Annotated in this window: 22 protein-coding genes; 2 read left to right on the forward strand and 20 right to left on the reverse strand. The window is 40.1% G+C overall.

Annotated features, from left to right (window positions below):
- The first annotated feature begins 2 nt into the window (after nucleotides 1-2).
- Nucleotides 3-701, forward strand: a complete 699-nt coding sequence (locus D2V08_RS14935; protein ID WP_119608992.1) for an ABC transporter ATP-binding protein — start codon at nucleotides 3-5, stop codon at nucleotides 699-701.
- A gap of 5 nt (nucleotides 702-706) precedes the next feature.
- Nucleotides 707-1861 carry a hypothetical protein gene (locus tag D2V08_RS14940; protein WP_147374161.1) on the forward strand — a complete coding sequence of 385 codons (1155 nt, stop codon included), beginning with the start codon at nucleotides 707-709 and terminating at the stop codon, nucleotides 1859-1861.
- Nucleotides 1862-1978: 117 nt separating this feature from the next.
- Here the strand turns inward: D2V08_RS14940 and D2V08_RS14945 are convergent, their stop codons facing one another.
- From D2V08_RS14945 to D2V08_RS15040, 20 genes are all read right to left on the reverse strand, one after another.
- On the reverse strand, nucleotides 1979-3676 hold the full coding sequence (locus D2V08_RS14945) for an ABC transporter transmembrane domain-containing protein (protein ID WP_119608996.1): 1698 nt from the start codon (nucleotides 3674-3676) through the stop codon (nucleotides 1979-1981).
- Nucleotides 3639-4739 (reverse strand): hypothetical protein, encoded by a 1101-nt coding sequence (locus tag D2V08_RS14950; protein WP_119608998.1) that lies wholly within the window; start codon nucleotides 4737-4739, stop codon nucleotides 3639-3641. The genes D2V08_RS14945 and D2V08_RS14950 overlap by 38 nt, the downstream gene beginning before the upstream one ends.
- Before the next feature lie 9 nt (nucleotides 4740-4748).
- Nucleotides 4749-5462 carry a hypothetical protein gene (locus tag D2V08_RS14955; protein ID WP_119609000.1) on the reverse strand — a complete coding sequence of 238 codons (714 nt, stop codon included), beginning with the start codon at nucleotides 5460-5462 and terminating at the stop codon, nucleotides 4749-4751.
- Nucleotides 5463-5783: 321 nt separating this feature from the next.
- A complete protein-coding gene (locus tag D2V08_RS14960) occupies nucleotides 5784-6650 on the reverse strand; it encodes an RnfABCDGE type electron transport complex subunit B (protein ID WP_119609002.1) in 867 nt (288 codons plus the stop codon).
- A 51-nt stretch (nucleotides 6651-6701) separates the two neighbouring features.
- Nucleotides 6702-7559 carry a ferredoxin reductase domain-containing protein gene (locus D2V08_RS14965; protein WP_119609003.1) on the reverse strand — a complete coding sequence of 286 codons (858 nt, stop codon included), beginning with the start codon at nucleotides 7557-7559 and terminating at the stop codon, nucleotides 6702-6704.
- A 57-nt stretch (nucleotides 7560-7616) separates the two neighbouring features.
- A complete protein-coding gene (locus D2V08_RS14970; RefSeq protein WP_100817922.1) occupies nucleotides 7617-7826 on the reverse strand; it encodes a hypothetical protein in 210 nt (69 codons plus the stop codon).
- 11 nt (nucleotides 7827-7837) lie between these two features.
- The gene (locus tag D2V08_RS14975) at nucleotides 7838-8419 is read right to left on the reverse strand and encodes an electron transport complex protein RnfA (protein WP_119609005.1); all 582 of its coding nucleotides are present in this window, start codon (nucleotides 8417-8419) and stop codon (nucleotides 7838-7840) included.
- Nucleotides 8416-9048, reverse strand: coding sequence for an electron transport complex subunit RsxE (gene rsxE, locus D2V08_RS14980; protein WP_119609008.1), 633 nt, complete (start codon nucleotides 9046-9048; stop codon nucleotides 8416-8418). The genes D2V08_RS14975 and rsxE overlap by 4 nt, the downstream gene beginning before the upstream one ends.
- Nucleotides 9035-9751, reverse strand: coding sequence for an RnfABCDGE type electron transport complex subunit G (locus tag D2V08_RS14985; RefSeq protein ID WP_119609010.1), 717 nt, complete (start codon nucleotides 9749-9751; stop codon nucleotides 9035-9037). Before D2V08_RS14985 ends, rsxE begins: the two co-directional genes overlap by 14 nt.
- Nucleotides 9748-10767: an RnfABCDGE type electron transport complex subunit D gene (locus D2V08_RS14990; protein WP_119609012.1), complete on the reverse strand. Its 1020-nt coding sequence runs from the start codon at nucleotides 10765-10767 to the stop codon at nucleotides 9748-9750. The genes D2V08_RS14985 and D2V08_RS14990 overlap by 4 nt, the downstream gene beginning before the upstream one ends.
- On the reverse strand, nucleotides 10760-12118 hold the full coding sequence (rsxC, locus tag D2V08_RS14995; RefSeq protein ID WP_119609014.1) for an electron transport complex subunit RsxC: 1359 nt from the start codon (nucleotides 12116-12118) through the stop codon (nucleotides 10760-10762). Before rsxC ends, D2V08_RS14990 begins: the two co-directional genes overlap by 8 nt.
- A 15-nt stretch (nucleotides 12119-12133) precedes the next feature.
- Nucleotides 12134-17104 (reverse strand): 2-oxoacid:acceptor oxidoreductase family protein, encoded by a 4971-nt coding sequence (locus tag D2V08_RS15000; protein ID WP_220473411.1) that lies wholly within the window; start codon nucleotides 17102-17104, stop codon nucleotides 12134-12136.
- A 40-nt stretch (nucleotides 17105-17144) separates the two neighbouring features.
- Nucleotides 17145-17516, reverse strand: coding sequence for a HEPN domain-containing protein (locus D2V08_RS15005; RefSeq protein WP_119609016.1), 372 nt, complete (start codon nucleotides 17514-17516; stop codon nucleotides 17145-17147).
- A gap of 426 nt (nucleotides 17517-17942) precedes the next feature.
- Nucleotides 17943-21104 (reverse strand): M1 family aminopeptidase, encoded by a 3162-nt coding sequence (locus D2V08_RS15010; protein WP_119609018.1) that lies wholly within the window; start codon nucleotides 21102-21104, stop codon nucleotides 17943-17945.
- Nucleotides 21101-21976, reverse strand: a complete 876-nt coding sequence (locus tag D2V08_RS15015) for an ABC transporter ATP-binding protein (protein WP_119609020.1) — start codon at nucleotides 21974-21976, stop codon at nucleotides 21101-21103. Before D2V08_RS15015 ends, D2V08_RS15010 begins: the two co-directional genes overlap by 4 nt.
- A gap of 21 nt (nucleotides 21977-21997) precedes the next feature.
- On the reverse strand, nucleotides 21998-22201 hold the full coding sequence (locus tag D2V08_RS15020) for a helix-turn-helix domain-containing protein (protein WP_119609022.1): 204 nt from the start codon (nucleotides 22199-22201) through the stop codon (nucleotides 21998-22000).
- A 3-nt stretch (nucleotides 22202-22204) separates the two neighbouring features.
- Nucleotides 22205-22714, reverse strand: a complete 510-nt coding sequence (locus tag D2V08_RS15025) for a DUF2975 domain-containing protein (protein ID WP_119609024.1) — start codon at nucleotides 22712-22714, stop codon at nucleotides 22205-22207.
- Between the two features lie 125 nt (nucleotides 22715-22839).
- Entirely contained in the window at nucleotides 22840-24318 is a 1479-nt protein-coding gene (locus D2V08_RS15030; RefSeq protein ID WP_119609026.1) for a serine hydrolase domain-containing protein, read from the reverse strand.
- Between the two features lie 97 nt (nucleotides 24319-24415).
- Nucleotides 24416-25048: an NAD(P)H-dependent oxidoreductase gene (locus D2V08_RS15035; protein WP_119609028.1), complete on the reverse strand. Its 633-nt coding sequence runs from the start codon at nucleotides 25046-25048 to the stop codon at nucleotides 24416-24418.
- 39 nt (nucleotides 25049-25087) lie between these two features.
- Nucleotides 25088-25537 carry a DMT family transporter gene (locus tag D2V08_RS15040; RefSeq protein WP_100817861.1) on the reverse strand — a complete coding sequence of 150 codons (450 nt, stop codon included), beginning with the start codon at nucleotides 25535-25537 and terminating at the stop codon, nucleotides 25088-25090.
- Nucleotides 25538-25588 lie beyond the last annotated feature (51 nt).

Below are 25588 nucleotides of genomic sequence, written 5' to 3' on the forward strand. Positions count from 1 at the left end.
CCATGGGAAAAACAATCATTGATGCACATAACGTTAGTAAGACATATAAAGAAACAATGGTTCCTGTAAAGGCATTACAAGATGTGCATCTCCATATAGAAGAAGGAGAATTTGTTGCTTTGGTGGGGCCATCAGGCTCTGGTAAATCCACCCTTTTGAACATGATAGGTGGCCTTGACGAGCCCACTTCGGGAACCGTGTTTGTAGATGGCGTGGAAATTACTAAACTATCAGAAAACAAAATGATTGATTTTAGGCTTCAAAATATTGGTTTTGTATTTCAGTCCTTTAACCTGATACCTGTGCTTACTTCTAGGGAAAACATTGGATTTGTGCTCCAATTGCAAAAAGTCCCCAAAAAAGATAGGGAAAAAAGGGTCTTGGAACTGCTTCGGGAAGTAGGTCTGGAGGAGAAGGTCAATAGTAGACCGGGAGAACTTTCAGGAGGACAACAACAAAGGGTCGCGGTGGCCCGGGCCTTGGCTTCCAAGCCCAAAATAATTTTGGCCGACGAGCCAACGGCCAATCTGGATTCAAAATCAGCAGGTAATTTAATGGACATCATGGCCAAATTGAACCAAGAGGAAAAAATCACCTTCCTGTTTTCCACTCACGACCAAAGAGTAATTGAAAAAGCCAGAAGAGTAATTACTTTGGTTGATGGTAAGGTGGATTCTGATGTTGTGCAAACTCCTACTTGAGCATCATGAAACTTTCACCGATCATAGGCTTCATTATTGTACTGCTCATGCCCATTTGGATGTTGGGACAGGAAAAAGAACATAAACTGATGCTAAGCGGGTATGTCAAAAACCTCCACCAAATACAGTTTGTGGATAACTTGGACCAACTACAATGGACCACATTGGTACATAATAGGCTGAATTTTGCCTATGCTCCCTCAAAGAGCATTACTATGCGATTGGAATTTCGAAACCGAATTTTTTACGGTGATGCAGTGTCGAATATTCCTAGGTTTTCCGACCTAATGGGAATGGATAATGGATGGGTTGACCTGACCTGGAATTTGGGAGAATCGGAGCATATGCTATTTACTTCAACAATCGATAGGGCATCCATTAAGTATAGTAAAGGAGATTGGGATATTACAGTGGGAAGGCAAAGGGTTAATTGGGGACGGAACTTGATTTGGAACCCAAACGATATTTTCAACACCTATAATTTTCTAGATTTTGATTATGAAGAGCGTCCTGGAAGTGATGCGATACGAATCCAGTACTATACCGGTGGTTTTAGTAAAGTGGAACTGGCCGCCAAAAAAGGTAGGTTAAAGGATGACCATATCATTGCCCTTTTGTACGGTTTTAATAAATGGTCTTATGATTTTCAATTGATTGGCGGTATCTATCAGAACGATTGGGTAATGGGGACTGGATGGTCGGGCAACCTGAAAAACATGGGGTTCAAGGGCGAGGTGTCCTATTTTGTGCCACGCAAGGATTACATGGAACCCAATAATATTTGGAGTGCTTCGATATCTCTTGATTATGGTTTTAAAAATGGACTTTACCTGTATGGATCGGCACTGTATAATGAAAGTGCCTCCGATTTTGAGGGCGGTGTTGAAAATCTGACCCTGAGTGAAATCACGGCCAAAGATTTAATGCCCTTTGAGTTTTCCAGTTATTTGCAATTGGTCAAGGAGTTCTCCCCAATCCTTTCGGCGTCGTTTGGTGCCGTATATTCCCCAACCAATCATTCGGTCATAGCAATACCTACATTTACGTATTCCCTTGCCACTAACTGGGAAATGGATCTAATTTCCCAATCCTTTTTTGAATTCGAGAAGTACCGATCTTTGGGACATAATATTTTTTTTAGGATTCGATGGAGTTTTTAAAAGACTTCATATGGATAGGTTTTTTCTTAATTATGCATGCTTAGTCACCTCAAGGTGCCCAAAATGAGGGGAGTCCAATTTACATCGTTATCGGAGTAACCCAAACTTGGTGAAGTTTTAAAGCTGCTTGATAAATTGATTTTCCTTTATAAAATAGCTGTTATCCGTATCCAATCCATCAATCGGGTTTTTATCCAGTATTATTATGGTTTTTTTACCCTTCATCCCATTCAACAGGGATTTTATGTAGTCCTCAGTCTCAGGGTTTAATTCTTCAAAAGGTTCATCAATTAGCAATATTGGTTTGTTGGTCAATAGTGCACGGCAATACATCAATATTTTCTTTTGACTGCCTGTCAAAATATTTCCCAAGTCTCCAATTCTATCATCAAGGGTCAAAACATCTTTTGGATGTTCAAACTGCTGAAGGTCCTTTAAAAGAGCCACTGACTTATGCTTTTTATGCTTTTTTCTGGAATAGACAATAGCTTCATAAACATCTTTTCCATAAAGTGGAAAATCTTTGGAAATAACGGCAATATTCTTACGGATAGACTTTTCGGATAGTTGGTCTATGGTATTTTTTCCATAGGTTATATTTCCTTTTTTTGGAGGGTACATCTTAAGTAAAAGACCCACAAAAGCACTTTTGCCCGCTCCTGAGTTGCCAATGATAGCAGTTGTGTTCTTTGGTTCTATTGTAAAAGAAGTGTTTTTAAATACTTCTCGATCGGAGTTGGGGTAACTAAATGTAATATCCTTGAAGGCTATTCGCTTGTTTTCCAGTTCCAGATTTTGAAAGTCCAAGGAGTTTTCTGCCTTGAGGGAAAGTATTTTAATCAGTTTTTCAAAGGAAATATTTCCTAATTTCCAAACAATGCTCACGCGCAAAATCCTTCTAAATATAGGAAGGAAAGAAATTATTAAAAGGATTAATATCAATAACACCGATTGATCCACAGTGCTATCTTTGGCGTTATTCGAATAATACACATAGGACATTAAAATACCGAGCATAACATATGTCAAAGCAGGAATGAGCGCCTGTATGGAACTGGCCACTTTTTGATATTTCTTTCCTATTTCCAAAAGTTCACCGGAGCGCTTTCTATACCTTTTTTCTTCGGGCGTATATTTATTGAAAGCCTTTATGGTGTGAATACCCCTTAAGCGGGTATTGATAAAGGACAATATTTGGGATCGTTTATTTCTGCGCTTCACGGAAATTGTGTACAGCAATTTATTGATAAAGAACAGGATGAGCGAGAATATAATGATCGACCCGCTTAAGATAAGCCCTAAGTTAATATCTATATAAGCAATGGCAACCAAAAGAATGGCGATCAAAAATACATCCTGCAGGAATCGTAACAACCCTCTGGAAATATAATTCTGGATACTTTTTAAATCACCGCTGTACCGTAGCAAATATTTTCCAATACCCTTTTGATCATAAACTTCTGTGGCAACCTGTAACTGATGGGCAAATAATTTTTCCCGTAGATTCTTTGCAAATTTTTCACAGATAAGAGCAATAAGGTATTTATTGATGTATTCGAACACAAAGCGGATGCCCACAATGCAGAAAAAGAAAATCAGAAATTCCGTAAAAACTTGAGTATTGATAAACGGAACCGATTTAATAATCTGTAATCGGTGTGAGGAAAAACCAAAATTGAATTCGTAGAACCTCCCAATACTTATTGGAATCAACAGTGTGAGTACATTGTATAAAAGACCACTTAAAAAAGTGGCCAGGAACAAGTAACTGTTGGTTTTAGCAAATTCCGTTATTAGCCGCCATTTTGTTTTCAAAAACTTCTGTTTTTTTACTTTGCTCTAAAGTATCGATTATTTCTTTTGACATTAATTCATCTCCTAACAAAACTTTGTAATCAGACGCATTCCTTACTTCATCAACCATCAAAGGGCTGGTAGTGAAAAGTCCTGTAACCCCAATGACATTATAATTAAGTTCTTTCAGCATATTGGCGCCAGAGATGGCACTCATACTATCAGTTGCCGAAAACAACACTCCAAAAACATTTTGGGCAAAAACACTATCATTGAGCAATGCGGAAGTTTCCCTTTGCAATAACCCATCAGCTATTTCAACAACGATCACATCAGGAGCAATGCTTTTTGCTTTGTCGAACAAGTATTTGTATAAAATCAAAAGCTCTCGGGTAGAACACATATATGTAGAAGGAAACCCGAAATCTGAAAAATCCAGAGACATTTTAGCTCCATAATCCCTTACCATGGCCCTATCCTTTGTATAGGCAGTACCTGTTAGCTTAATATAGGCCACTTTCTTCTTTGCCAGTTTAAGACCTCTCGTTAAAAAGGCGGCGGAGGTGGTTTTTCCACTATCCATACCGGTCCCAAGGGAAAGAATTACTTTCGGTGCCTGCGTTTTGGATGGAGAAATAAGTTCCAAAGGCGCCTCATGGTTCAAGTATTTTGTGTTGATCACTTGACCTGTTTCATCCACAACATAGCCGACCAAGCTTACCGTAGTTGGACCAACCAACTCGAATTTACTGTGAATGGAGGCCATTGTCCCTATAACACCCCCTTGACCAAGTATTTGATAGTTTGTACAGTATTCTGTAGGTAAATAACCCTCAAGTTGTTCTGTTGCATATCTATTTCCGAATGTTGCCATAATCAGATCTCCGGGAAGAATATATCTGTTGTTACCGTTTACGGTTTGCACACGGGTATGTTTGCCTACTTCCTTTATTCGAAATATAGCCACATCTCCAGCTTTTGGAAGATGAGTTCGTTTAATGGATTTATTGACCAATGTACTGGAGACATTTCTACAAATAATTGTTTTCTTAAAGTTGGAAGGTTTTATTTTATGAAGTTTCATAATCAAAGGTTATTTTAAGGTGAATGAAAGATGGAATCCCAAAACATTGTAATTGTTTTCGGGTAAGAAATCTGTGTTGAACTCTTTTTGAATGATATAATAGATAGTGACTCCCATTGGAAAATCTTCGAACGGTCTAAAGTTTACACCCGGCTTTAGGCGATATCGTTTTATACCACTGCTTATATCGCCTCCAGCGTAATAGAAAAATTGATTTTCTAAATAGGGGGACAAACTGGATCTTCTCACATTATAGATCAACCTTGCTGCATAGAGTCCTCGGACTTGGTATTTCTCCAACGAATTGAAGAAGTATTGTATCTCCGGTTCATGCCTTAGTGAAAGTCTTTTCACAATATCATGCCTATAGGAAAAATTTCCATAAACACGTCCAATTGCCAATTTTCCAAACATAAGGGTATTGACTCCTTGTTCCCTTAATGACCTAGAATCATTGAACAAGCCATTTACATAGCCGGCTTCTACATAGGTCCTTCTTTTTATCTTGTATTTTAAAGCTAATTTGGTCTGAGAAAAACTATATCCAGCTGGATTAACATTGTAGCTGAACATTTGGCCGAATATTGCGTCAAGTTTTTCTGTGATTCCATATTTCAGGCCGATTCCGGACCAGACCTTTAAATTTTCTGTTAGGTCTTGGGAACGGACTACAGATCCCATCATTATAAAGATAATGATAAGCCCTTTTTTAGATAAGTTCATTTATAATGGGGTTAAAGATTTGAATTATTGAGGTTTCATTTAAAACAACTCACATTTCAAAACCCCTACCTAGAAATAGGTCTTTATTTAAAATTTATATTCCATTACTGAGTGTTGCTTGTATAGGTTATTCCATTATTACCAAATAAAAGGCGGCCTTATGCAACCTTGGAGCAATTAAATTTTTAATAGAAAGATTGTTTTTTTCAGTAAAACTAGAAGTTAATCAATGATTTGCAGTGCTTGCAGAAGATTCAGGTTTAATCAGCAGTTAGGGTAATTATTTGAAAAATCAATATAATAGTAAGCTTTATAATTGCACTACGAACTTCCCATTGACCTACTGCCCTTGCGAATAATTTTCTTGCTTTCTTTCCCTTTGATGACTACTCCGTCATCATCTAGCCATACAATGGCTCCGGTTGGGCATCTTTGAATAGGCACTTGGGTATTATGATTTTCAGCATAATTGATAACAGGTAAATTACTTTTCATCGTAATCAAATCGCTAGGGGCATCCATAGCACATTTACCACAGGCCGTACAGCCCACTTGGCAATCCTCAAGAACGGCCTCACCGTGTTCAAGGTTTTTGCATGCCACCCATAGGTGATGACTAACAGGTTGCAAGGAAAATAAATCTTTGGGACAAGCTTCCACACAATCACCACAGGCGGTACATTTCTCTTGGTCTACAATGGGCAGACCATGTTCGTTCATGGTGATGGCATCAAAATCACATACAACTTCACAATCACCATGCCCCAGACATCCCCAGAAACAACCTTTGCCACCACCGGATACCAAGGCCGCTGCCTGACAGCTTTGAACACCCACATATTGGGCACGGTTGATAGCCACATTCGTCCCACCGGCACAAGCGAGACGTGCGACTTTTTTTTCTTCCGTTCCCATATCCACCCCGAGAAAATTGGCTATGGATTGCCTGCCTTCATCTGTACTGACCGTACATTTTCCTGGTAAGGCTTTTCCGTGAACCAATGCTTCGGCAAAAGGTCTGCAGCCCGGGAACCCGCAAGCCCCACAATTGGCATGGGGCAACATGTCTTCCACCTTATCAATACGGGGGTCTTCATATACAAAGAGCTTCTTGTTTGCAACAATCAGCATAATTGCAAGAAGTAAGGTTAACCCTCCGAGTGCGGCCACTGCAATAATGATAGACATATCAATTCACGAATTAATTAGAAAAACGAATTCCTTTTTCCTCAACACAGATTAAAAAATAATTTCGGCCCATTTTCTACCAGCAATCAATTCAGCTTTACGAAGTCGCCATGCTTCTTCTGAACCCAAAATTTTGGAAAATGCTTTGTTGAGTTTGTCCAAGATTTTTTCATATCCGGCAACGTAGATATACGTATTGGACTTGGAAAGCAATTCTTTCAGTTCTTTGGTTTGTCCCTCAAGTGCTTTTTCCAGTTCAATGGGATCGGCCCAATAGGGTCTTGGACTCAATGCATGAAAAGCTTCAAATGTATCCTCGTCATAATAATTGGTAAGGTCTCCATCCTTGTCGTTCAAGTACAGTAATTCCAAACCGCTACGTGCTCCATAAAACAAACGGATTTTTCCTTCCCAATCTTTCACGTTTTTATATATGTGCTTGATAAAAGCTCGAAAGGGGGCAATACCTGTGCCCATTCCAATGAGTATTAAATTAGCAGTCTTGTCCTCTGGCACCCTAAAGGGCAATTGAAAGGGACCGGTAACTGTAATCTCATCGCCTTTTTTTCTATCACATAAATAATTGGAAGAAATACCCTCATATTCTTCTCCACTGAACTCATCAACATATGAGCAGCGTTTCACCAACATGGTGAGTTGTGGGTTTCCCTTAACATGTTTTGGTAAATCGGCCACGCTATAAAGCCTATGGTGCAATGTGTTTCCAAATTCTCCATTGGATTTTACCAATACGCCGAAACTTTGATCTACTTCGCAGTCAAATTCCGGGTTTTTTACTTCAAGTACGATTTCACGCACTTCATCGGTGTCCGGTGGTGTTAGCCGCACTGTATTTTTTACGACCGCCTTATACCGTTTTTCGGTATCAAAATCTGATAAATGTGCCATGTTCTTTAATTATAGTTGTTATGTGTATTATTTTTGATAATCAATTGATTATGTAATTTAAAGCACTTTTTTTGTCTCACTTTTCCCTCCATCTTTTCTTTCGCAAAAGCCGGTACATCCACAATTTGAGCAGCTTCTTCGACCGGCCAAAACATCATCTTCGGAGTATTCCTCCCGAAATACATTTTTCCACAAGGTTTGTACAAGCGCCCAAGCCAGTACAATGGTTACGGTTAATCCAATTCCTATGATGAGTGATTTAATCATTTTCTTTCTTTTTATGCACCAAGACCTGCAAAGCCCATGAAACAAAGGGATAATATTCCCGCGATAAACAAGGTCAATGCTGTTCCTTTGGAAATATTCGGCACCTCGGCAAAATTCATTTGTTCGCGTATTCCTGCAATCAATACCAGGGCCAACATAAATCCAGCGCCTGCGCCTAAGGAATAGACGATACTTTCTAAAAACCCATACCCTTTGTTGGTTTGAAACAAGGCCACTCCAAGTATGGCACAGTTTGTTGTGATCAATGGGAGAAAAATCCCCAATGATTTAAATAATACAGGACTAATTTTCTTGATAAACATTTCCACTAATTGAACCGTGGATGCGATTACCACGATGTAACTAATTAACTGAAGGAAAGGAGCATCTATACGTACCAAAAATGCATGAATACCGTATGCGCTCATGGAACTAATCAACATAACAAACATTACAGCTCCCCCCATTTTGGTGGCCGTTTCCATTTTTCCAGATACACCCAAAAATGGACAAATACCAAGAAAATAGGCCAAAACAAAGTTGTTTACCAAGGCGGCATTGAGAAAAATCGAACCTAAGGATTCTGTATTCATGATTTTACTTTTCTTGTTTGTATTGCATTAATTATAAGTAACCAGAGTGCCAGGGTGAAAAATCCACCGGCAGGCAATATCATTACGATCCAACTTTGATAACCATCTGAAAAAATTGGAATATTAAAGATGGACCCATTCCCCAGTATTTCCCTGACGGCACCTAGACAAAAAAGTGCAAGTGTAAATCCCAACCCCATGCCCAAGGCATCAAGAATGGATTTACCAATAGTATTTTTTGATGCAAATGCCTCGGCCCGACTCAAAATCAGGCAGTTCACTACAATAAGCGAGATAAATGCGCCCAAGCTCTTGTGAAGCTCAACACTGATGGCCTGAATGGCGTAATCGGTTACAGTGACAAATGTGGCGATGATCAGAATATACGAGGCAATACGTACCTGCTTGGGAACAAAATTCCGTAACAGGGAGACCAAAATATTCGACATTAATAGTACAAAAGCAGTGGCCAACCCCATGGCAAGTGCATTTTCTGCAGTATTGGAAACAGCCAATACCGGGCACATTCCCAATACTTGTACAAATACTGGATTGTCGCGCCATAACCCTTTGATGAATTCATCGGTTGAGGTCACTTCTTGCTTAGATTTAGAATTATCGTTGCTCATCGCTTTCCATTTGTTTTTGACCTTGTGATGTTTTGTCTTTTTTATGTTCTTGATATAGAATGGGAACAACTTCAGTTGTGCTCGTGCCCACAATGTTTCCTATGGCACGTGATGAAATAGTGGCTCCCGTGATTCCATCAATTTCCCAAGGATTTTGTTTTTCACCTTGTTTTACTGTAATCACCTTATTTCTAAGCTTTCCATCTTCGGATACACTAACATCCAGTGCTTTAAAATTGTTGAGAAACCCTTCGTCCTTTTCAATTTTATCTCCGAGTCCAGGGGTCTCCTTACTTTCCAAAACCTGAAAACCAATCAGTTTTTGCTCATCGGGATCGTATCCGTATAAGATTCTGATGATATCCGCATACCCCTGACCGGCCGCCTCAATTGCATATCCCACAAGCATTTCATCCTTGTCATAGCCAGCATATAAGGTGGTTTCAGTCTTGTCGCCTTCTTCGATTTTGACCAATTCACCATTGGTACTTACACCAAAAGCTTGCGTACGAACCGTTCCAGGAAGTACTTCAAGAATTGCTTTTTCCAAGGCTTCTGCTTTTAATCGCTGTACCCGTGGCAGTGTCAATTCAAATGTCATCACAATTAGAAATGCGCTGATAATACCAATACCCACCATGGCCATTAGCATTTTTTTGCTACTCGCGGGATTATGCATTTCTATGTTGGAAGTTTGGCTCATGCGGCTTTCATTTTTCTTTTTGTTCCATACACTCGATTTTTGATGACCGTATCAATATGAGGAGAGATGGCATTGGCTAACAGAATGGAGTACATAACGCCCTCCGATAGTCCACCCCAAATCCGAATCACAATGGTTAAAATGCCTATAATTCCTCCATAAACCCAAAGGCCTAGAGGTGTGATAGGGGAGGAAACCATATCCGTGGCCATAAATACGGCCCCGAGCATCAAACCACCGGAAAACAACATAAACCACGGTGATGGATACACTTCACTATTGATTAAATAAAGAACGCCGCTCAATACAAATGCACTTAATAAAACAGCTGCGGGAATTCTCCAATTCATCATATTGCGCGCTATCAGGTAAAGACCTCCCAATACAATGATTACTGCACAAGTTTCACCTGCCGAACCACTGATTTGACCAAAAGCCAACTCTGCTGTCGACGTTGTAACTCCATCAAATTTAAATGCTGAAAGTGGGGTCGCTCCTGAAACAGCATCAAATGTAGGCTCCATAAAGGGCCATGTGAATACCGAGCTTGATATGGTTGAAAATCGATTGGGAAGAAAGGCCGGATGCCAAGTAGTGATGGCCACAGGAAAGGCAGCCTGTAAAACAGCTCTCGCTACGAGTGCTGGATTGAATACATTGTATCCCAATCCTCCAAAAATATATTTACCAAGAGCAATCCCAATAACCCCACCAATAAAAGCCATCCATAATGGAAAACTTGGGGGTAAAGTAAGTCCCAATAATAATCCAGTAATCACCGCTGAATAATCGCTAACCGTGCTTTCTTTTTTGGAAAGTCTACATAAAACGTGCTCGGTCAAAACACTGGCAATTGTTGCCATGGCAATGACCAACAAAGCATTCAACCCAAAGGAATACACGGAGAATAACACAACGGGCAACAATGCCCAAACCACATTTTTCATGATCTGATTGGTGCTTCCCCCTTTATAAATATGGGGCGATGAGCTGATATCTAAGGTTTTTTTAAGCATGGACTTCCTCTTTTTTTTCTGCTTCCCGCTTTCTAACAATTCGTTTTGACAATCTAAAATATTGGACCAATGGAATATGGGACGGGCATACATAGGAGCATGATCCACATTCAAAACAATCCATAAGATTAAAATCTGAAGCCATTTCATTGTAAGCTTCAAACTTTGCCAGTATTCCAAGTTTGGACGGATTCAATAAAATGGGACAAGCGTCTACACAAGCACCACATTTAATACAAGGATAAATAGTTGGTGATCGACCAACATCTTTCTTGGTAAATACTAAAATGCCCGAAGTACCTTTTACAATCGAAATGTTGAGATTGGAAACTGCGACCCCCATCATGGGACCGCCCATATACACTTCACTGATTTCTTCGTCAACTCCCACTTGCTCCAAAACAAAGCGCAAAGGGGTACCCACTGGAATAAGATAATTGCCTTTCTTTTTTACCCCGGGGCCCGTAATGGTAATCACACGCTCTTGGATACCCCGACCATGGGGCAGTAACCGTCCTATCTCCGCCGTTGTAGCAACATTAACTACAACTACTCCAGCTTCGATGGGTAGTTTGCCCGAAGGTATTTCTTTGCCCATGATGGAAGTGATCAACATTTTCTCTGCTCCCTGAGGATACTTTACAGGAAGTACTTGCACGGAAACGGGTAAATCGTTGGGTATGTGTTTTGCCAAGTGATCGGCGGCATCTTGCTTGTTGGCTTCAATGCCGATAATGGCCTTTTGTGCTCCCGTGGCTTTCAATAGATATTTGATCCCTGTAAAAATATCGTTTTCCTGTTCCAACATTACCCGGTGGTCCGTTGTTAGATAGGGTTCGCACTCAACGCCATTAATAATCAGGGTGTCACATTTTTTACCCTCTGGAATTTTTAATTTGACATGTGTTGGAAACGCGGCCCCTCCCAATCCTACAATTCCAGCATTTTGGATTCCCTGTAGAATTTCTTCGGGTGTAGCCGTTTCGGGGTCAATTGGTTTGCCTTCAAGTATCTCTTGGGTTGAAGAGGGAAAGGCTTCCAAATAAATACCAGTGGACATTTTTCCAGAGATGGTCGGAACATTGGCTATTTTTCGAACTGTACCTGAAACAGGGGCGTGCATGGGCACGGAAACATAGCCAGTGGCCTTTGCCAATAATTGACCTCTTTGCACTTCCTGTCCTTCGCGCACCATAATTTGTGATGGCGCACCAATATGTTGCGCCATCGGTAAAATAATGACAGGAGCAAATGGAAATTGCCTTATGGGCAGACCATTGGTCTCATCCTTACTTTCAGGTGGGTGAATACCGTGTTTAAAGGTATTTTTATGAAGATTGAAAAGCGCCATTATACCATTTGTACATTAATTATACTTTTCACCTCTACTAATCCATTTTTCAATATCTTTTCCAGATTGTTCAGCTGGTAAACCAGGGTGAATTACTCCGGCAGTACATTTTTCCGCAGCTTTAACCAGATCTTCGTAAGGTCCAGCTTTAGGGTTTTTTATGTACGCCTTGTTATCTTCATTATAGGCGAAAATGTTTGGGTTCAATTTAATACACTCGTCACAAGAACTGCATTCATCTGTTTCCAGCCAGGGTGCCATATACTCTCCATTTGAGGGTGCTTCTTCAACCAGAATATCTTCGGTCTTTGCAGGCTTTTCCAAGGCCATTTTTAGAAGACCATTGCTATCGCCATCACCACCAGCGAGTTGCATAAGACCTTGGGCAATGTTGCCCACAACCTCGTTTCTTATTTTTTCTTCGAGGTTTTCTTCCTGTGGTTTTTCTGTTTCAACTCCTGCTATATCACGTAACATCAACCAGAAGTCTCGTCGTTCTTCACAAGACTCTACAATTGGTTTTGCAACCAATACACGATTGAGTTTTTGATTTCTATCAACTGCCCAGATATATGGGAATTTGCCTTCTCGTTCACTGTCTACAAGTTCTAAAAACTCTGCCAAGAGCACCATATTATCATTCCAGGCGCTGCGCGGTACTTTTCTGAAATGTTTTCTAAACCTTGCCTCCGTCAAAGCAAAGTCGGCAAATGTCATTGGCAGCTCCATGGTGCGTTCCTGACCATATTCCAGATATTTTAGTTGGTACGTTGGCCAAATCTGGTCCATGGCTGGATTTCCTGCTAAATCAAAGGCTTCCCTAGCTTTTATTCCATGATCCGGGTTGTATTTGAATAGGGGGTATGCCCTTGATTCTACGGCCAATTTTGCTTGATTGGCGCCTTTATCATCTCCCACACCGTGTTCGGGTTGGCAGGTTGTATACAGATTAAATAAAGCAGGTCGTTTGGTCATCAAACCATCAATGAACCCTTCAATCATTTGACTGGTATTGGCCAATGTGGCTTGCATCACATAGGTATTTCTGTGAGCCATGGCAATGAGCCCAATTTCTTTTCGAGGTTCGCTTTTTCCTTTCCATACCTTACCGTATTGAGCCATGTCGGAAACTTGTCCGATAAATCCGGAAGTACATGCTTGCCCTCCCGTGTTGGAATATACCTGCGTATCAAGAACAATTACTTTAATCGGTTTTCCGGAAGCCATCATACGTGAGAGGTTTTGGAAGCCGATATCGTACATGGCGCCATCTCCACCGAGTGTTACTACTGGTGGGCAAAGCAGCCACTCTTCATCGGTGAACTGTTTCCAAGTGAAATAGGTAAAGAAGTCGTCATGTTCGGACGCATTGTATTTCCCTTCGAGCTCCAATTCTGCTTTACGGATGGCTCTAAACCCATCGGCCATCTTGGCCATATGTCCTTCGAAGACTCCCATCGCCATAGATGGTGAATCCTGGAACAAGTGATTGGCCCAAGGGAATGGGTATGGGTTGAATGGCCAGGTACTGCCCCAAACCGAAGAACAACCGGTGGAATTAAGGATACCCATGTTGGATCTGCCTTTACCTGTTGTTCCATTGGTATATTTCCATTGTAGTTTTTTCAATTGAGCGAGCAGTTGGGTTACATGGCGTAACCATTCTTGGTCAATAGGTTCGCCTCCTTGTTCAGATTCCAACCTGCGGGTAATTTCCGCCATGGTCAAATCTGAATTCTGCATTTCTGACATGATTTTGGACATCGTATCCGAATCGGTCAAATTCACACGATTCATCAACTTTGTCTGGATGTGTTTTTCAAGTTTATCTGTCAACTCATCCAAATAAGCCATATGTTTTTCAATACGTGGCTGCATGAGTGATTCCACGGTAGCCGTAAAAATATGTACCACCGATTTTTCGGAACAACCCAAACAGGCACCATCACCACTGGCAAAATTCAAGTAAGCATCTTTATTCAATAGTATGGTTTCCAATGGACCTATTTTTTCTTCAAGGTCATCAATACGATTGAACTTTTGTGGTGTATTCGGTAAGTCCAGCCAGAAATCCCATTCTTTGTTCAATTTGGCAATGGATCCTTCAGTTTGTGGTATTTTGATCAAGGCATCATCATTACAAACGTCCACACACTCCATACATCCCTTACATGTATTTGGATTAATGGTTATGCTGAACAATCCTCCGCTATTTTCTTCTTTTTTCTCATGCAAATCATAATAAGGACGGGTCAAGGCGAAATTAAATTCACCCAATTCATCTTTGAACCAACCGAGTTCTTGGGCAACGTCCTTATTCTTATCGAACTCATCGAGTGTCATGTCGATGGCATGCTGCATGAAATCATTGACAGTTGCTCCATTTTTTGAAGCTGCAAACATTTTTCGGACATGACCTTCCATTTTACGGACAGCTTTGGGCAGATGCTCCACCTTTCCGTGATTATTTTTGACACGTTTTACGATGGTATCGAAAACGTCGGACACCTCACTAACCAATCCGGGTATGGCGGTATCGGGACAGACGGTGTAGCAGTTTCCGCAGGCGGTACAGTTGTTCGGAATCCATTCAGGGTGTTCAAAACGGATACCGGTCATATTTCGGAATACGGATGAAACAGCTGGCATTACACTCAGGCCGATAAACGGGTCGGTAAGGTTATCATTCCCCATACCCTGGAGATAGAAATTACCGGTCTGTTCCCAAAAACGGTGGATATCACTGAGCTGTGATTCGCTCTGTGGTATGTCTTTCATCATCTGTGGAATGGGAAGACCCGCCTTAACACTACCGTTGGCATTGTTTTTGGCTCCCAATACTTTCTTGGTGATTTCGTGTACTTCATCAAAACCACGTTTTACTACGCGCATGTTATCATCTACCACACGTTGGCCTTTAGAACCAAATTTATGCTGTAATTGATCCTCAATGGCTTTCAATAATTTTTCTTCTGATAACCCAGATTTTTTCATCAATGGAGATGCGGCAAAGAATGCTCCTTGAAAAGCAATCCCTTGCATACGCAATTGCAATTCTGGATCGGTGGCTTCTTCTCGTGCAATTTTGAATCCATCAATATAGAACACATGGATATCGTTTTTGATGATTATCTTTTGATAGTGTTCAGGAATCTCGGCCCAAACCTCATCTGGTGTTTTTTTATCACTTTGAATAATGAAATTCCCACCTTTTTTTAAACCGGCCAATGCGTTGGTATGTTTAAATACGTTGGGGTCTGGGGACAGAACAACATCCACAAAGTAGTATTCACAGTTTATCCGGATAGGTTCCGAAGAGGCCGCGAGATAATAGGTGGTGGGTTGTCCTTTTTTCTCCGAACCGTATTTTGGATTGGCCTTAATGTTATATCCCAATAATTCATATAAGGTCATGGCGAGGTTCTTACCTGTGGTAATAGCTCCCCAACCACCTACGGAGTGGAAACGGACCGTGATGGCATCTTTTGGCATAAGATTAGGGTTTTCTGAGCCCCTAACAGCCAATTCCTTGACAAGCGGATAGGATTCTTGAATGCTTTCTTGATACGCTTTTTGTTTTGGCGAATGCGGTATTTCCCGAATAAAATCTATAGAGAGATAAAATTGCTTTTTGTGTTTACCATCGGGCAACATATTTTCTACTGCCCCAATGATTCCTTCTGGTTGTAGGTCTCGGCTACCCATACCGAATGAACCGGAGTACAATGCGGGCATGTCGGATATGGAATAAGAAGTCAATTCTGGATAGGCTTTCTGTTTTTTGTTCATGCCATTTTCGACACACTTGTTTAAAACAGACCGTACTTCACGGGCAATCGGGGAATCGACGGCCAATGGTTGGTCCAGACGTTCCAAAATGGTGACTGCCTTTTTACCTTTCAAAATTTCTCCGAGCATATCCGATGGAAATGGTCTAAACATAACAAGGTCAACCACACCCACTTTAATGCCCCGTGTTTCACGTAGATAATCCACAACGACTTCTGCGCTGGGGACCAGACTTCCTTGACCTAAGATAAGATAGTCGGCATCTTCTGCCTTGTAGGTCATTACACGCTGATACTTTCTTCCTGTAAGCTCATAATATTCATCAAATGCACGATCTGTCAATTCCTTAATATGATCAAAGAAAAATGGACGTTGGGCAGCAACACTCTGCATGTAAGAATCCTGATTTTGAACGATACCGGCCATCACAGGGTTGTCCACATCCCATAATTCGGGGATACGGCGACGTGTTTCACCATAAATGATTTGTTGGGCTGGTGTTGGTGTTTTGATGATATCGTCTGGTCGGCCCAGATATTCTTTAATGAGTTCCCTTTCGGGCAAAAGAAACGATTCAATTAAATGTGTGGTCAAAAAACCATCCTGGGCAATGATACCAGGAGTTAGTGCCAATTCCGCTATGCGGTGAGCAATAATATTGAGGTCGGCAACATGCTGCGCTTTTTTAGCGAACATTTGGAAAAAGCCCGTGTCGTCCACAGCGTGGTAATCATCGTGCCCTGCGTGAACGTTTAAGGTGGATTTTGTCATTGCCCGAGCACCAATATTCAATACATAGGTAAGGCGTTTGCCCACTGCTGCATAGAGTGACTCGTGCATATAAGCAATCCCCTGACCGGATGAAAAGTTTGCTGCACGCAAACCGGTCATCGATAAGCCTGCGGTTACTGCTGCGGCTGCATGTTCCCCTTCGGGTTCGATGAATATCAAAGGTTTGTCCGAAATATTCAAATGTCCTTTGGCAGCGGCATCGGCCCAATATTCACCCATTTGTGTCGATGGTGTAATAGGGAATGCCCCAGCTGCGTCGGTGGATTCTCGTTCGCACATGATAGCGGCCGTATTTCCGTCCATTGCTACCGGCTTGCCCGGATATTTGTATTTGGAGTTTTTCTTGTTCTTATCCGTGGATACTTTTTTTGGCCGGCTTATTTTTTGCAATATTGACTCGCTCATAATAGGAGAATTATGGATGTTAAATTTTATGGGTGTGTGCTCAAATACTATGGTTTATTCTGTCGACTAGTTGTTTGGTGTAAGTGGCCAAATCAATGCAGTTTTGCATCTCATCAAATTCAGCGCTGTACTCATCATCCCTTTTGAATTTTAAGGGACTTAAATCAAAATCGTTGAATTCACTATTAATGGTTTGGCACTTATTCAATATTATTTCTATGGTATCCTCTTCATCGAATTCAGTTCCATGTTTTAATAGAAATCCTTTTAAATAATGGGATATGGAATTTCGGGTACTTCTGCATACCATATAGGGTACGACATCTTCTGCTGGTCGATTTAACTCACTTTGGGCTGCCTCAAGGAACTGATCAGCCTGCTCGAATTTGGTTTTTATTTGATTGGTGTCCATATTAAATGTTTTTACTCGGTCATAGAGAACCAAGGCACTTGTTAGGAATTGTCACTAAAATTATGGAAACTAATATGCTCATTTAATGACATTTGTCAGTAACCGAACTAAATATGCAGAAGCAAGTCGGCTAGGGAGACCTAAAAGAACTGGGAGGTTGTTTTTATCTGAGGGAAGGAGAAATAGCGGGAGATGTAATATTTTTAAATTGAAAAGCCCCAATTCATATTACGGTGTTCTATTGTGTGTTTTGTTTTACCCGGTTGAAAAACTCCGTAAGCATAAGGGGTTGAAAAATAAGCTGCTAAAGTGGCTGTCCCGACCACAAAACACCGCTGATTGTTCAGCGGTGTTTTTTATTTCATCAATATCCATAGTTAACGGAAAAAGTGTTGATTACGGTGCTAAATGATGCAAAAGTATTTTTTATTCAAACAGCGATTTGATTCTTGTATGATGTGATTTGCTACTCATCTCAAGTATCTCCTTTAATAAGTCGGTAGCATTTGGTCTAGCATTTGGATACCTGTTTTTATGAAGGAAAGATTTCAGGGCCCTGTTCAATTGGTGTTCCCCAATCAGTTCGCTTAGCTCAACAAACACAATGGCGCCCTTTGAGTAGGCTAAATAGGTGTCGCCCGGAGCCACTTTAAGCAAGGATTTTTTTTCATGTAACCCCTTTTCGGTATCATAAATTTGTTGATGAATGGCCAAGCGTTCTCTCATTTTTTCTTTTCCGTACATCTTTTTATATATCATCATTTCGGTGTACATGGCCAAACTTTCCGTCAGCATGGAATAACCTTCTCTGTAGTCGGGCACAATTTGGTTGGTGCCCCACCAAAAATGGGCAATCTCATGACCTGCAAGTTCGTTCACTACGTCTTGATTGTTTCCAGCGCTGAGGTTGGCATTAAAAGTCATGTTTTCTGTAACAAAAATGGTTCCGGGATAAGCAGTCCCCGCAAAACCTTGTGTAAATGATGAGACCTCTGAAAAACTGATGGACGTGAAGGGGTAGGGACCAAAATTTTCCGTACAGTAGTCCAAGGTAAGTTTGGTGTTTTCTATAAGGTGCTCAACATTATTCTTGTGCAATGGATGATGATATACACTGATGTTGATGTTATTATGCTCAATACTTTTTATTTGATAGGCTCCAGAAGAAAATGCAAAACGGAAGGGAATGGATTTGGCGGTGTATTTATAATAATTCCTTCCATCAATCTGCCACTGTTTTCTCAACTCTCCGGTACCTACCGCGATTTGATTTTCCGGTGTGGAAATTTGCAAGGTAAGATCAATGGCATCATCCTTTTTTTCTTTGGGTGCTTCCAGCTTTCGTAATTCGGTAGATTTACCTAAACCATGTATTTTTCTTAATTGGACATCAGAAAGTTCCTTTGCCCCGTCATATCCAAATTTTGGAAAGTATCGGCTGATTCGTAAAAATGATCCATCCGCAACCACTGCATTAAAAGGATTGTGTCCATTGATGGCATGCCATTTATAGGAGATTTCAAAAATCAGTTTTGCGGAATCTTGTGGTTGAACAGGCTGCTTAAGCATCAACTCAGATAGGTGATTTTCAATTTTTATTTTTTCCTTTCCATATTCATAAACAAGGGATGTGATTTCCATTTCCTCGGGAACATTTATCAAAAGGGAATCGATTGGTTTGAGGTGCATGTTTTTTAGGACATATTCCCCTTTAATGGTATAGGATTGTTCATCTGGATATAAATCAATTTTAGTATTTACCTTTTTGATTGTCGGTTGATGTATGTTTTGATATTTCCTATACTTTTTTTCATATGACACCTGCTCTTTAACCAGTTCCTCTTTTCCCTTTTTTGGAATATGATTTTCTAAGTACCCCAACCCGCTTATGACCGCAAGGAATGTACAAATGGCTATACCAAAAATTTTAAACAATCTTTTGGAACGAAGCTTTATGAAATTGTAGAGCAAGAATATAACTCCAATCAATGAAAAGCCAAAGGCCAATCGCCAAAGGAAGGGATATAGGTATACACCATAGCCTAAAAAGTCGCTGTAAGCTCCTCGATATCCAGAGAAAAACCGGAACAACGAATTAGTTATGATACTTTTGGCGATTGGGGTGGCGAGAAGCAAAAAACATAATATTGAAACACCCAATGCTATGGATTTACCCTTGCTTATGGTATTTATAAAAAGTAAGAAAAGCGCAAAGAGCAACAAGGGCAGGGTGTTAAAAACGAATACACCAAAATAGGCTTCCCAATCGAAAACCGGGAACCGGAACACCAACTGAAAAACAATGGCTTCAATCAGCATAATTGCTGTGAGGAAAAATATCAGGAGCGCAATGCTTCCCATATGTCCGATACGCTTTTCAATTGCATAGTAGGTTGTTTTCTCAATTATGGAAAATCCGCTGGCCTTGCTTCTCCAAAAGATATCGTTCACAAAATAAACCAAGACCAAACCTCCCAAAGCATAAAAAGTGCTGTTAATGGTTTGCACTAAAAGACCAGAACTTGCATAGAGTTGCGGCAAGCGGATGCCTTTGTTGATATCATCGAACATTTCCACACCAACATAAAACAGCATGAGTATGGATATGGCCACAAAAGCAATGCTTTTGAATAAATAAATTGAATCAATCTTGATGAACGATAGTATTGCTTGCCATTTTGAAGTATTGCTGAATACTGTTGCCACGGCGGAATAGGGCTGTGGCATATAGCTTCGTTTTAAGCTACTTACCTGTTTTTTGGATTTCCTTTTAAATCGGGGTAGGAATGAAAAGGAACGCATCCCAAAATATGCTATGGCCAAGGATAAAAGTGTAAAAATCAACCTATTGATCAGCAGTAGATTGGAAAGCGGTACAATTTGATTGTTCCGTTGAAGGACATTAAGATCCTTGGCCTCAAAAAAGTATCCGGAAAGCCCAAATAAGTCTACAAGGGCAGAAATACGTTGTACCCCTATGGATTGCGGTAATGCTTGCGCCATAAAAGGGGCATTGGAAAACATTAGGGCGATCATGTACACCACATAGAGCAATACCCCCGAAATAGCTACCAATAATTTGTTTTTAAATCTTTGCGCAACAAAAAACAGGCTGCTGCACACCACCAATGCATTCACAGCTCCGAATATCAAAAACGGATAAAGAAAATGCCAGAGATCGAAGCCTGGGTTCATCTGGGTATCTGCAGCCAAATGAAGCCCGACCGTATAACCCGCAACCAAAATGAAAAAACCAAAAAGGGTAAATAGGTAAAACGAACAGAAACGCGCGAGAGCAAATACTTTCTTCTTGATAGGGGTGGAGAACACAATCAGACCATAGTTGGCATCTTGTTCTTTAAAAAGTAACGGAAAAGCTAAGATGGTTGCGATCAAAATAATGGTAAGGCTCAGTAGCCCGATCATAAACCCCACCGAATATGATGCATTGGCAGCAAGCTCATCACCCACCGAGATATTGAATTTAAAACCGGCCATGAATCCGACACCCACAAAAAGAAGCAGGGCAATGTATGATGCTTTTTGCAGTACAATGGTCTTTACATCGTTTAAGAAAATTGTTCTCACAGTGCCGTAGTGTTTAAATGGGTAAAATAGGCATGTTCCAAACTAGGCTCTGTGGGCATAAAACCAATGGGGCGGTCGTCGGCAAAAACGGTAACGTTCATAACACGTTCAACTAATCGCTTGGTTATGATCTGATGATCGAATTCCACTTTCTCCAACTCCTTTCGAGTAACCGCTTTGCTCCATAATTTACCATATAACTGATGTACATACGCTCTCGGCGACCCATGTGAAATCACCTGTCCTTTTTTAATAATGGCCATCTGTGAGCAAAGGTTTTTCACATCTTCCACCAAATGGGTAGATAGAATAATGATGATATCTTCGCTAATATCACTGAGCAATGTATTGAAGCGGTTTCTTTCCTCAGGATCCAATCCGGCGGTGGGTTCATCCACAATTATAATCTTAGGAGCTCCCAGCAATGCTTGTGCCACCCCAAAACGTTGTTTCATCCCACCGGAAAACGTATGTACATCTTTATTCCTAACATCGGTCAAATTCACTTTTTCCAATAAATTCATGATTTGCTCATGACGTTGTTTTTTGTTCTGCATCCCTTTTAGCTTGGCCAGATGTTCCAAGAGATGGTAAGCGGATACCTTGGAATAAACACCAAAGTATTGGGGCAAAAAGCCTAAATGTTTTTGAATTTCAAGCGGATTTTTAACTATGTCAACACCGTTGAAACTTATGCTTCCTTCCGTTGGTTTTTGCAGTCCAACAATGGTTTTCATTAAAGAGGATTTACCGGCGCCATTGGGTCCCAAGAGTCCGAATATTCCATTGTTGATCTCTAGATTTAAGTCAGTAAGCGCCTTGTAGCCATTGCTGTACACAAGGGATACATTATTGATTTTTAATGTATTCATGGTTTAAATATGTTGAAAGAACTATGCTACATAGTCAATGATATCTCCTGGTTTGCAGTCCAATGCTTTGCAGATGGCCTCGAGGGTTTCAAAACGGACACCTTTTGCCTTACCATTTTTAAGTATGGATAAATTAGCTGGGGTAATGCCAATTTCTTGGGCTAGATCCTTGCTTTTTATTTTTCGCTTGGCAAGCATTACATCAATATTTATAATAATGGGCATAGCTTAAATGTATAGGTCTTGTTCGTTTTGTAAGGAAAGGCCTTGATGGAATATTTCGGAAATAATAAAAATGAAGGTGCCCAACACTAAGTGTAAAGCTACAATCACAAATATTCCTTTTTCGATTTCAATAAAGAGCGATGAAAGAGCAACAAGAACTATAGGCCATATGATGTTGACCAAATAAAACCGTTTTAAATGTGCGATATTGGGATTCGTAAAAAGCTTATCCTGATAGAACACCCTAAATACATTGGAAAGTAGCCAAAAAAACAGCGTATAGGATAAAATAGGCAGCAAAAAAGCAAAGAGAAAATACGACCGGTTGTTGTCCAATATTAAAAAAGAAATATCGGTAAAAGGATAATTTATTATAGCCGTGGTATCGCTAGTTTGGATATTGATTTTGGTAATCCAAGCGAAAGTCCCGTAAAGCCCAATTACCAAATAGATCCAAGCAAGACTTCTTGTCAAAGCATATAATATCTTAGATATTAATTTTGTTTTTTTCATTATTGAAATACTGAAATATTTCTGCAAACTTATAATAAATTATCGTAAAACAATAATAAAATATCTTTTTATTAAATACTGTCTCTTAAAAAATGATTTTGAGGAGTTACTTTCCCAGGCCTATTTCATTTCTTGTAAATCAATGAGCCGGTTAATAGGGAATCTGTACTTATTTGAAAATTTCTTGATAAAACCCCGAGGTTGCTACTGTAACCATCCTCATCGTTTCGGAATACTTTACCCCTTAACGTTCCCCAATTAAAAATATAGTGGTCACCTTCTTTGTAAATTTTAATGGTGGGCCAATTTTCAGTATTTTTGAAGGTGCCAATTATCTTATCGTTTCCACTGTTGGCGACTAAAATTTCTGAAGCATCAGGATATTGAATCTCATTCTCTCTTTTGAAAGTTTTATCGAATGAAGTTTTTTCAACCTTTAAAATACTGTCTGAAGGCTGCTCATTGACGATATTGTAGGCATAATTTGCCATCAAATGTGGCAACAGGTATGCTCGGTTATCATTGGAAAAAGCAATGACCCCTACTTTTTTATCGGGCATAAATGAAATATGGAAACTTATCCCTGCCAATCCTCCAAAGCGAGTCAAAATCTTATTGTTCTGATATTTTGCAATGTCCCACCCCAAGCTATAACCAAATCGTTGATACGTGTAATATTTCTTGTCCTGAGGTGCAGTTGAGGTATGGAGCTCCTCCCATGAATCATCATCTAAAAGCGTTTTATCTTGATTAATGTTTGCGGCCAACCATTTTGACATATCATTTATGCTTGAAATAATTCCTCCAGAAGCGTGCATTGTGATATCTGATTTATAAAACCCTTTCTCAACGATTCCTCTTTCTTTGTTGATGGTTAATGATGGTCGAATGTTCTTTAAATCAAAATCACTGACATGGGCACTGGTATTTTTCATGTTTAAAGGAGAGAAGATGTGCTCCTCCATAAGTTTTTTCCAGTTCTTCCCTGTCACCTTTTCTGCAACCATTCCGGCAACAATAGGTCCTACGTTGGAATACCGATACCTGCCGGAGGGGTCAAATAGAAAATCAGTGTTCATATCATTGATCAACTCCTTATTCCCTCCGCTGTACCCTAAAAATGCTGTTTTCCAGGTCATTGAGGTACTGAATGTACCGTGGGTATGGTTTAAAAGATTTTTAATAGTGATGTTCTTGGTATCAATACTATCATTAAAATTAAGTTCTGGAAGATATTGATCAAGAGAATTGTCCAAGTCCAATGCACTGTCCTCCTCCAATATTTTAAGCAACGTCCCAGTAAAAGATTTTGTGCTGGACGCGATATAAATAGGAGCATCATTATCCAAAGAGGATTTTTTACCGACCAAAATTTCTCGATTCAATGCCAATGAATATGCCAATCCATTTTCATCGACCACAGCAAAGATGAAATCCCCGTACATCTCCTTTTCAAGGTAAATGTCTTTTACCTTATTTTCAAATTGTGTCGAAAACTCTGGGTTTTCTTTCCTGAAATTGTTCGTGTTTTCCGTGGTTACGCCTTTGCTTGTTCCACAGGAATACGTAATAAGTAATAGTGTTAATAAGAATAACAGTCTCATAATTTGATTAGTTTTTTGATGTAAAGGGTTTGACGAGTAAACTCCATGATGGGTTACACTTTTATTTTTACCCCAGGTTCCATCAAGAATGAACCGATTATTGAATTTCCTCGAACAGGAATTCTTTCGGTTTACGAACTTTTTTTCTGAATTGTGTATGGTCTTCTGCCGATCGATACCCTACCGGAGCGATTACTGCAGCATTTAGCCCTTTTTGATCAAGCCCAAGAATGGTGTTGAACTTCTCTTGCTCAAATCCTTCCATGGGACAAGAATCTATTTTAAGTGCTGCACATGCGGTCAACAGATTGGAAAGTGCCAAGTAGGTTTGTTTTTCCGACCAGTTTTGCCATGCTGCATCTGATTTTGCAGACAAGCTTTCCTTGATTAAATCGCCATAACCAGCTAGTTTCTCCAATGGGGTATCCTGAATTTTTGAAGTTGCTTCAATATATTTGTCTATATGTTCATTCTTTCTTTCCGTATAGTTGCAAAACACGAAAATATGGGAGGCATCGGTCAACTGGGCTTGGTTCCATGCCGCTTTCCTTAGTTGACTTTTCAATTCCTTGTTTTGAATGATTAAAACTTTGTACAGTTGTAGCCCGTAAGACGATACCGATAGCTGTACGGCCTCCTTTAGTTTCTGTAAATCATCCTCTTGGATTCCTTTGGATGCATCAAATTTTTTAGTGGCGTAGCGCCATTTCAAGTCTTGTAATAAATTCATTGTCTTCTGTTTTTAATTTATCTTATCTATTGTTTTTCACTAGCTCTTATTTATCAATAAGATGCCGATGGTCATCGCCAGCAACCCAAATACCTTTTTTATGACCATGGGTTCTTGGGGCAATCCAAACCATCCATAATGTCCTGCTACTGCCGAAAAAATCAGTTGTCCAAAGAGGCCCAAGGAAATCATGGTGGATATCCCTAGTTTGGGAATGGTATAGTAGTATAGTCCTATTCCGATAACACTGAAAAATGCTCCTGTAAACCATAAATGTTTTGGAATACTTAGTAGGAGTGCTGTTTTCGGAACGTTTTTGATACTAAGGATAACGGCCAGTAATGCGAACAGCATGCTGAAAAAGAAAGCTGTCAGCGATGCCAATAAAGGATTTTTGAGCTGAACACCAAGTTGTGCGTTCAATCCCCCTTGCATGGCCAAGAAAACGCCGCCGATAAAAGCCAATAAAATGTTGATATACTGGTTCATAAATTCATTTTTTGATATCACAAAATTATCGGGAAGCCTTTTGAGAAATCT

Source organism: Flagellimonas lutimaris (genome assembly GCF_003581615.1).
Taxonomy (GTDB): domain Bacteria; phylum Bacteroidota; class Bacteroidia; order Flavobacteriales; family Flavobacteriaceae; genus Flagellimonas; species Flagellimonas lutimaris.

Coding starts and splice junctions, on each gene's coding strand:
- D2V08_RS14935 (WP_119608992.1), top strand. CDS start 3: ATGGGAAAAACAATCATTGATGCACATAACGTTAGTAAGACATATAAA.
- D2V08_RS14940 (WP_147374161.1), top strand. CDS start 707: ATGAAACTTTCACCGATCATAGGCTTCATTATTGTACTGCTCATGCCC.
- D2V08_RS14950 (WP_119608998.1), bottom strand. CDS start 4,739: ATGAAACTTCATAAAATAAAACCTTCCAACTTTAAGAAAACAATTATT.
- D2V08_RS14955 (WP_119609000.1), bottom strand. CDS start 5,462: ATGAACTTATCTAAAAAAGGGCTTATCATTATCTTTATAATGATGGGA.
- D2V08_RS14960 (WP_119609002.1), bottom strand. CDS start 6,650: ATGTCTATCATTATTGCAGTGGCCGCACTCGGAGGGTTAACCTTACTT.
- D2V08_RS14965 (WP_119609003.1), bottom strand. CDS start 7,559: ATGGCACATTTATCAGATTTTGATACCGAAAAACGGTATAAGGCGGTC.
- D2V08_RS14970 (WP_100817922.1), bottom strand. CDS start 7,826: ATGATTAAATCACTCATCATAGGAATTGGATTAACCGTAACCATTGTA.
- D2V08_RS14975 (WP_119609005.1), bottom strand. CDS start 8,419: ATGAATACAGAATCCTTAGGTTCGATTTTTCTCAATGCCGCCTTGGTA.
- rsxE (WP_119609008.1), bottom strand. CDS start 9,048: ATGAGCAACGATAATTCTAAATCTAAGCAAGAAGTGACCTCAACCGAT.
- D2V08_RS14985 (WP_119609010.1), bottom strand. CDS start 9,751: ATGAGCCAAACTTCCAACATAGAAATGCATAATCCCGCGAGTAGCAAA.
- D2V08_RS14990 (WP_119609012.1), bottom strand. CDS start 10,767: ATGCTTAAAAAAACCTTAGATATCAGCTCATCGCCCCATATTTATAAA.
- rsxC (WP_119609014.1), bottom strand. CDS start 12,118: ATGGCGCTTTTCAATCTTCATAAAAATACCTTTAAACACGGTATTCAC.
- D2V08_RS15000 (WP_220473411.1), bottom strand. CDS start 17,104: ATGAGCGAGTCAATATTGCAAAAAATAAGCCGGCCAAAAAAAGTATCC.
- D2V08_RS15005 (WP_119609016.1), bottom strand. CDS start 17,516: ATGGACACCAATCAAATAAAAACCAAATTCGAGCAGGCTGATCAGTTC.
- D2V08_RS15015 (WP_119609020.1), bottom strand. CDS start 21,976: ATGAATACATTAAAAATCAATAATGTATCCCTTGTGTACAGCAATGGC.
- D2V08_RS15020 (WP_119609022.1), bottom strand. CDS start 22,201: ATGCCCATTATTATAAATATTGATGTAATGCTTGCCAAGCGAAAAATA.
- D2V08_RS15025 (WP_119609024.1), bottom strand. CDS start 22,714: ATGAAAAAAACAAAATTAATATCTAAGATATTATATGCTTTGACAAGA.
- D2V08_RS15030 (WP_119609026.1), bottom strand. CDS start 24,318: ATGAGACTGTTATTCTTATTAACACTATTACTTATTACGTATTCCTGT.
- D2V08_RS15035 (WP_119609028.1), bottom strand. CDS start 25,048: ATGAATTTATTACAAGACTTGAAATGGCGCTACGCCACTAAAAAATTT.
- D2V08_RS15040 (WP_100817861.1), bottom strand. CDS start 25,537: ATGAACCAGTATATCAACATTTTATTGGCTTTTATCGGCGGCGTTTTC.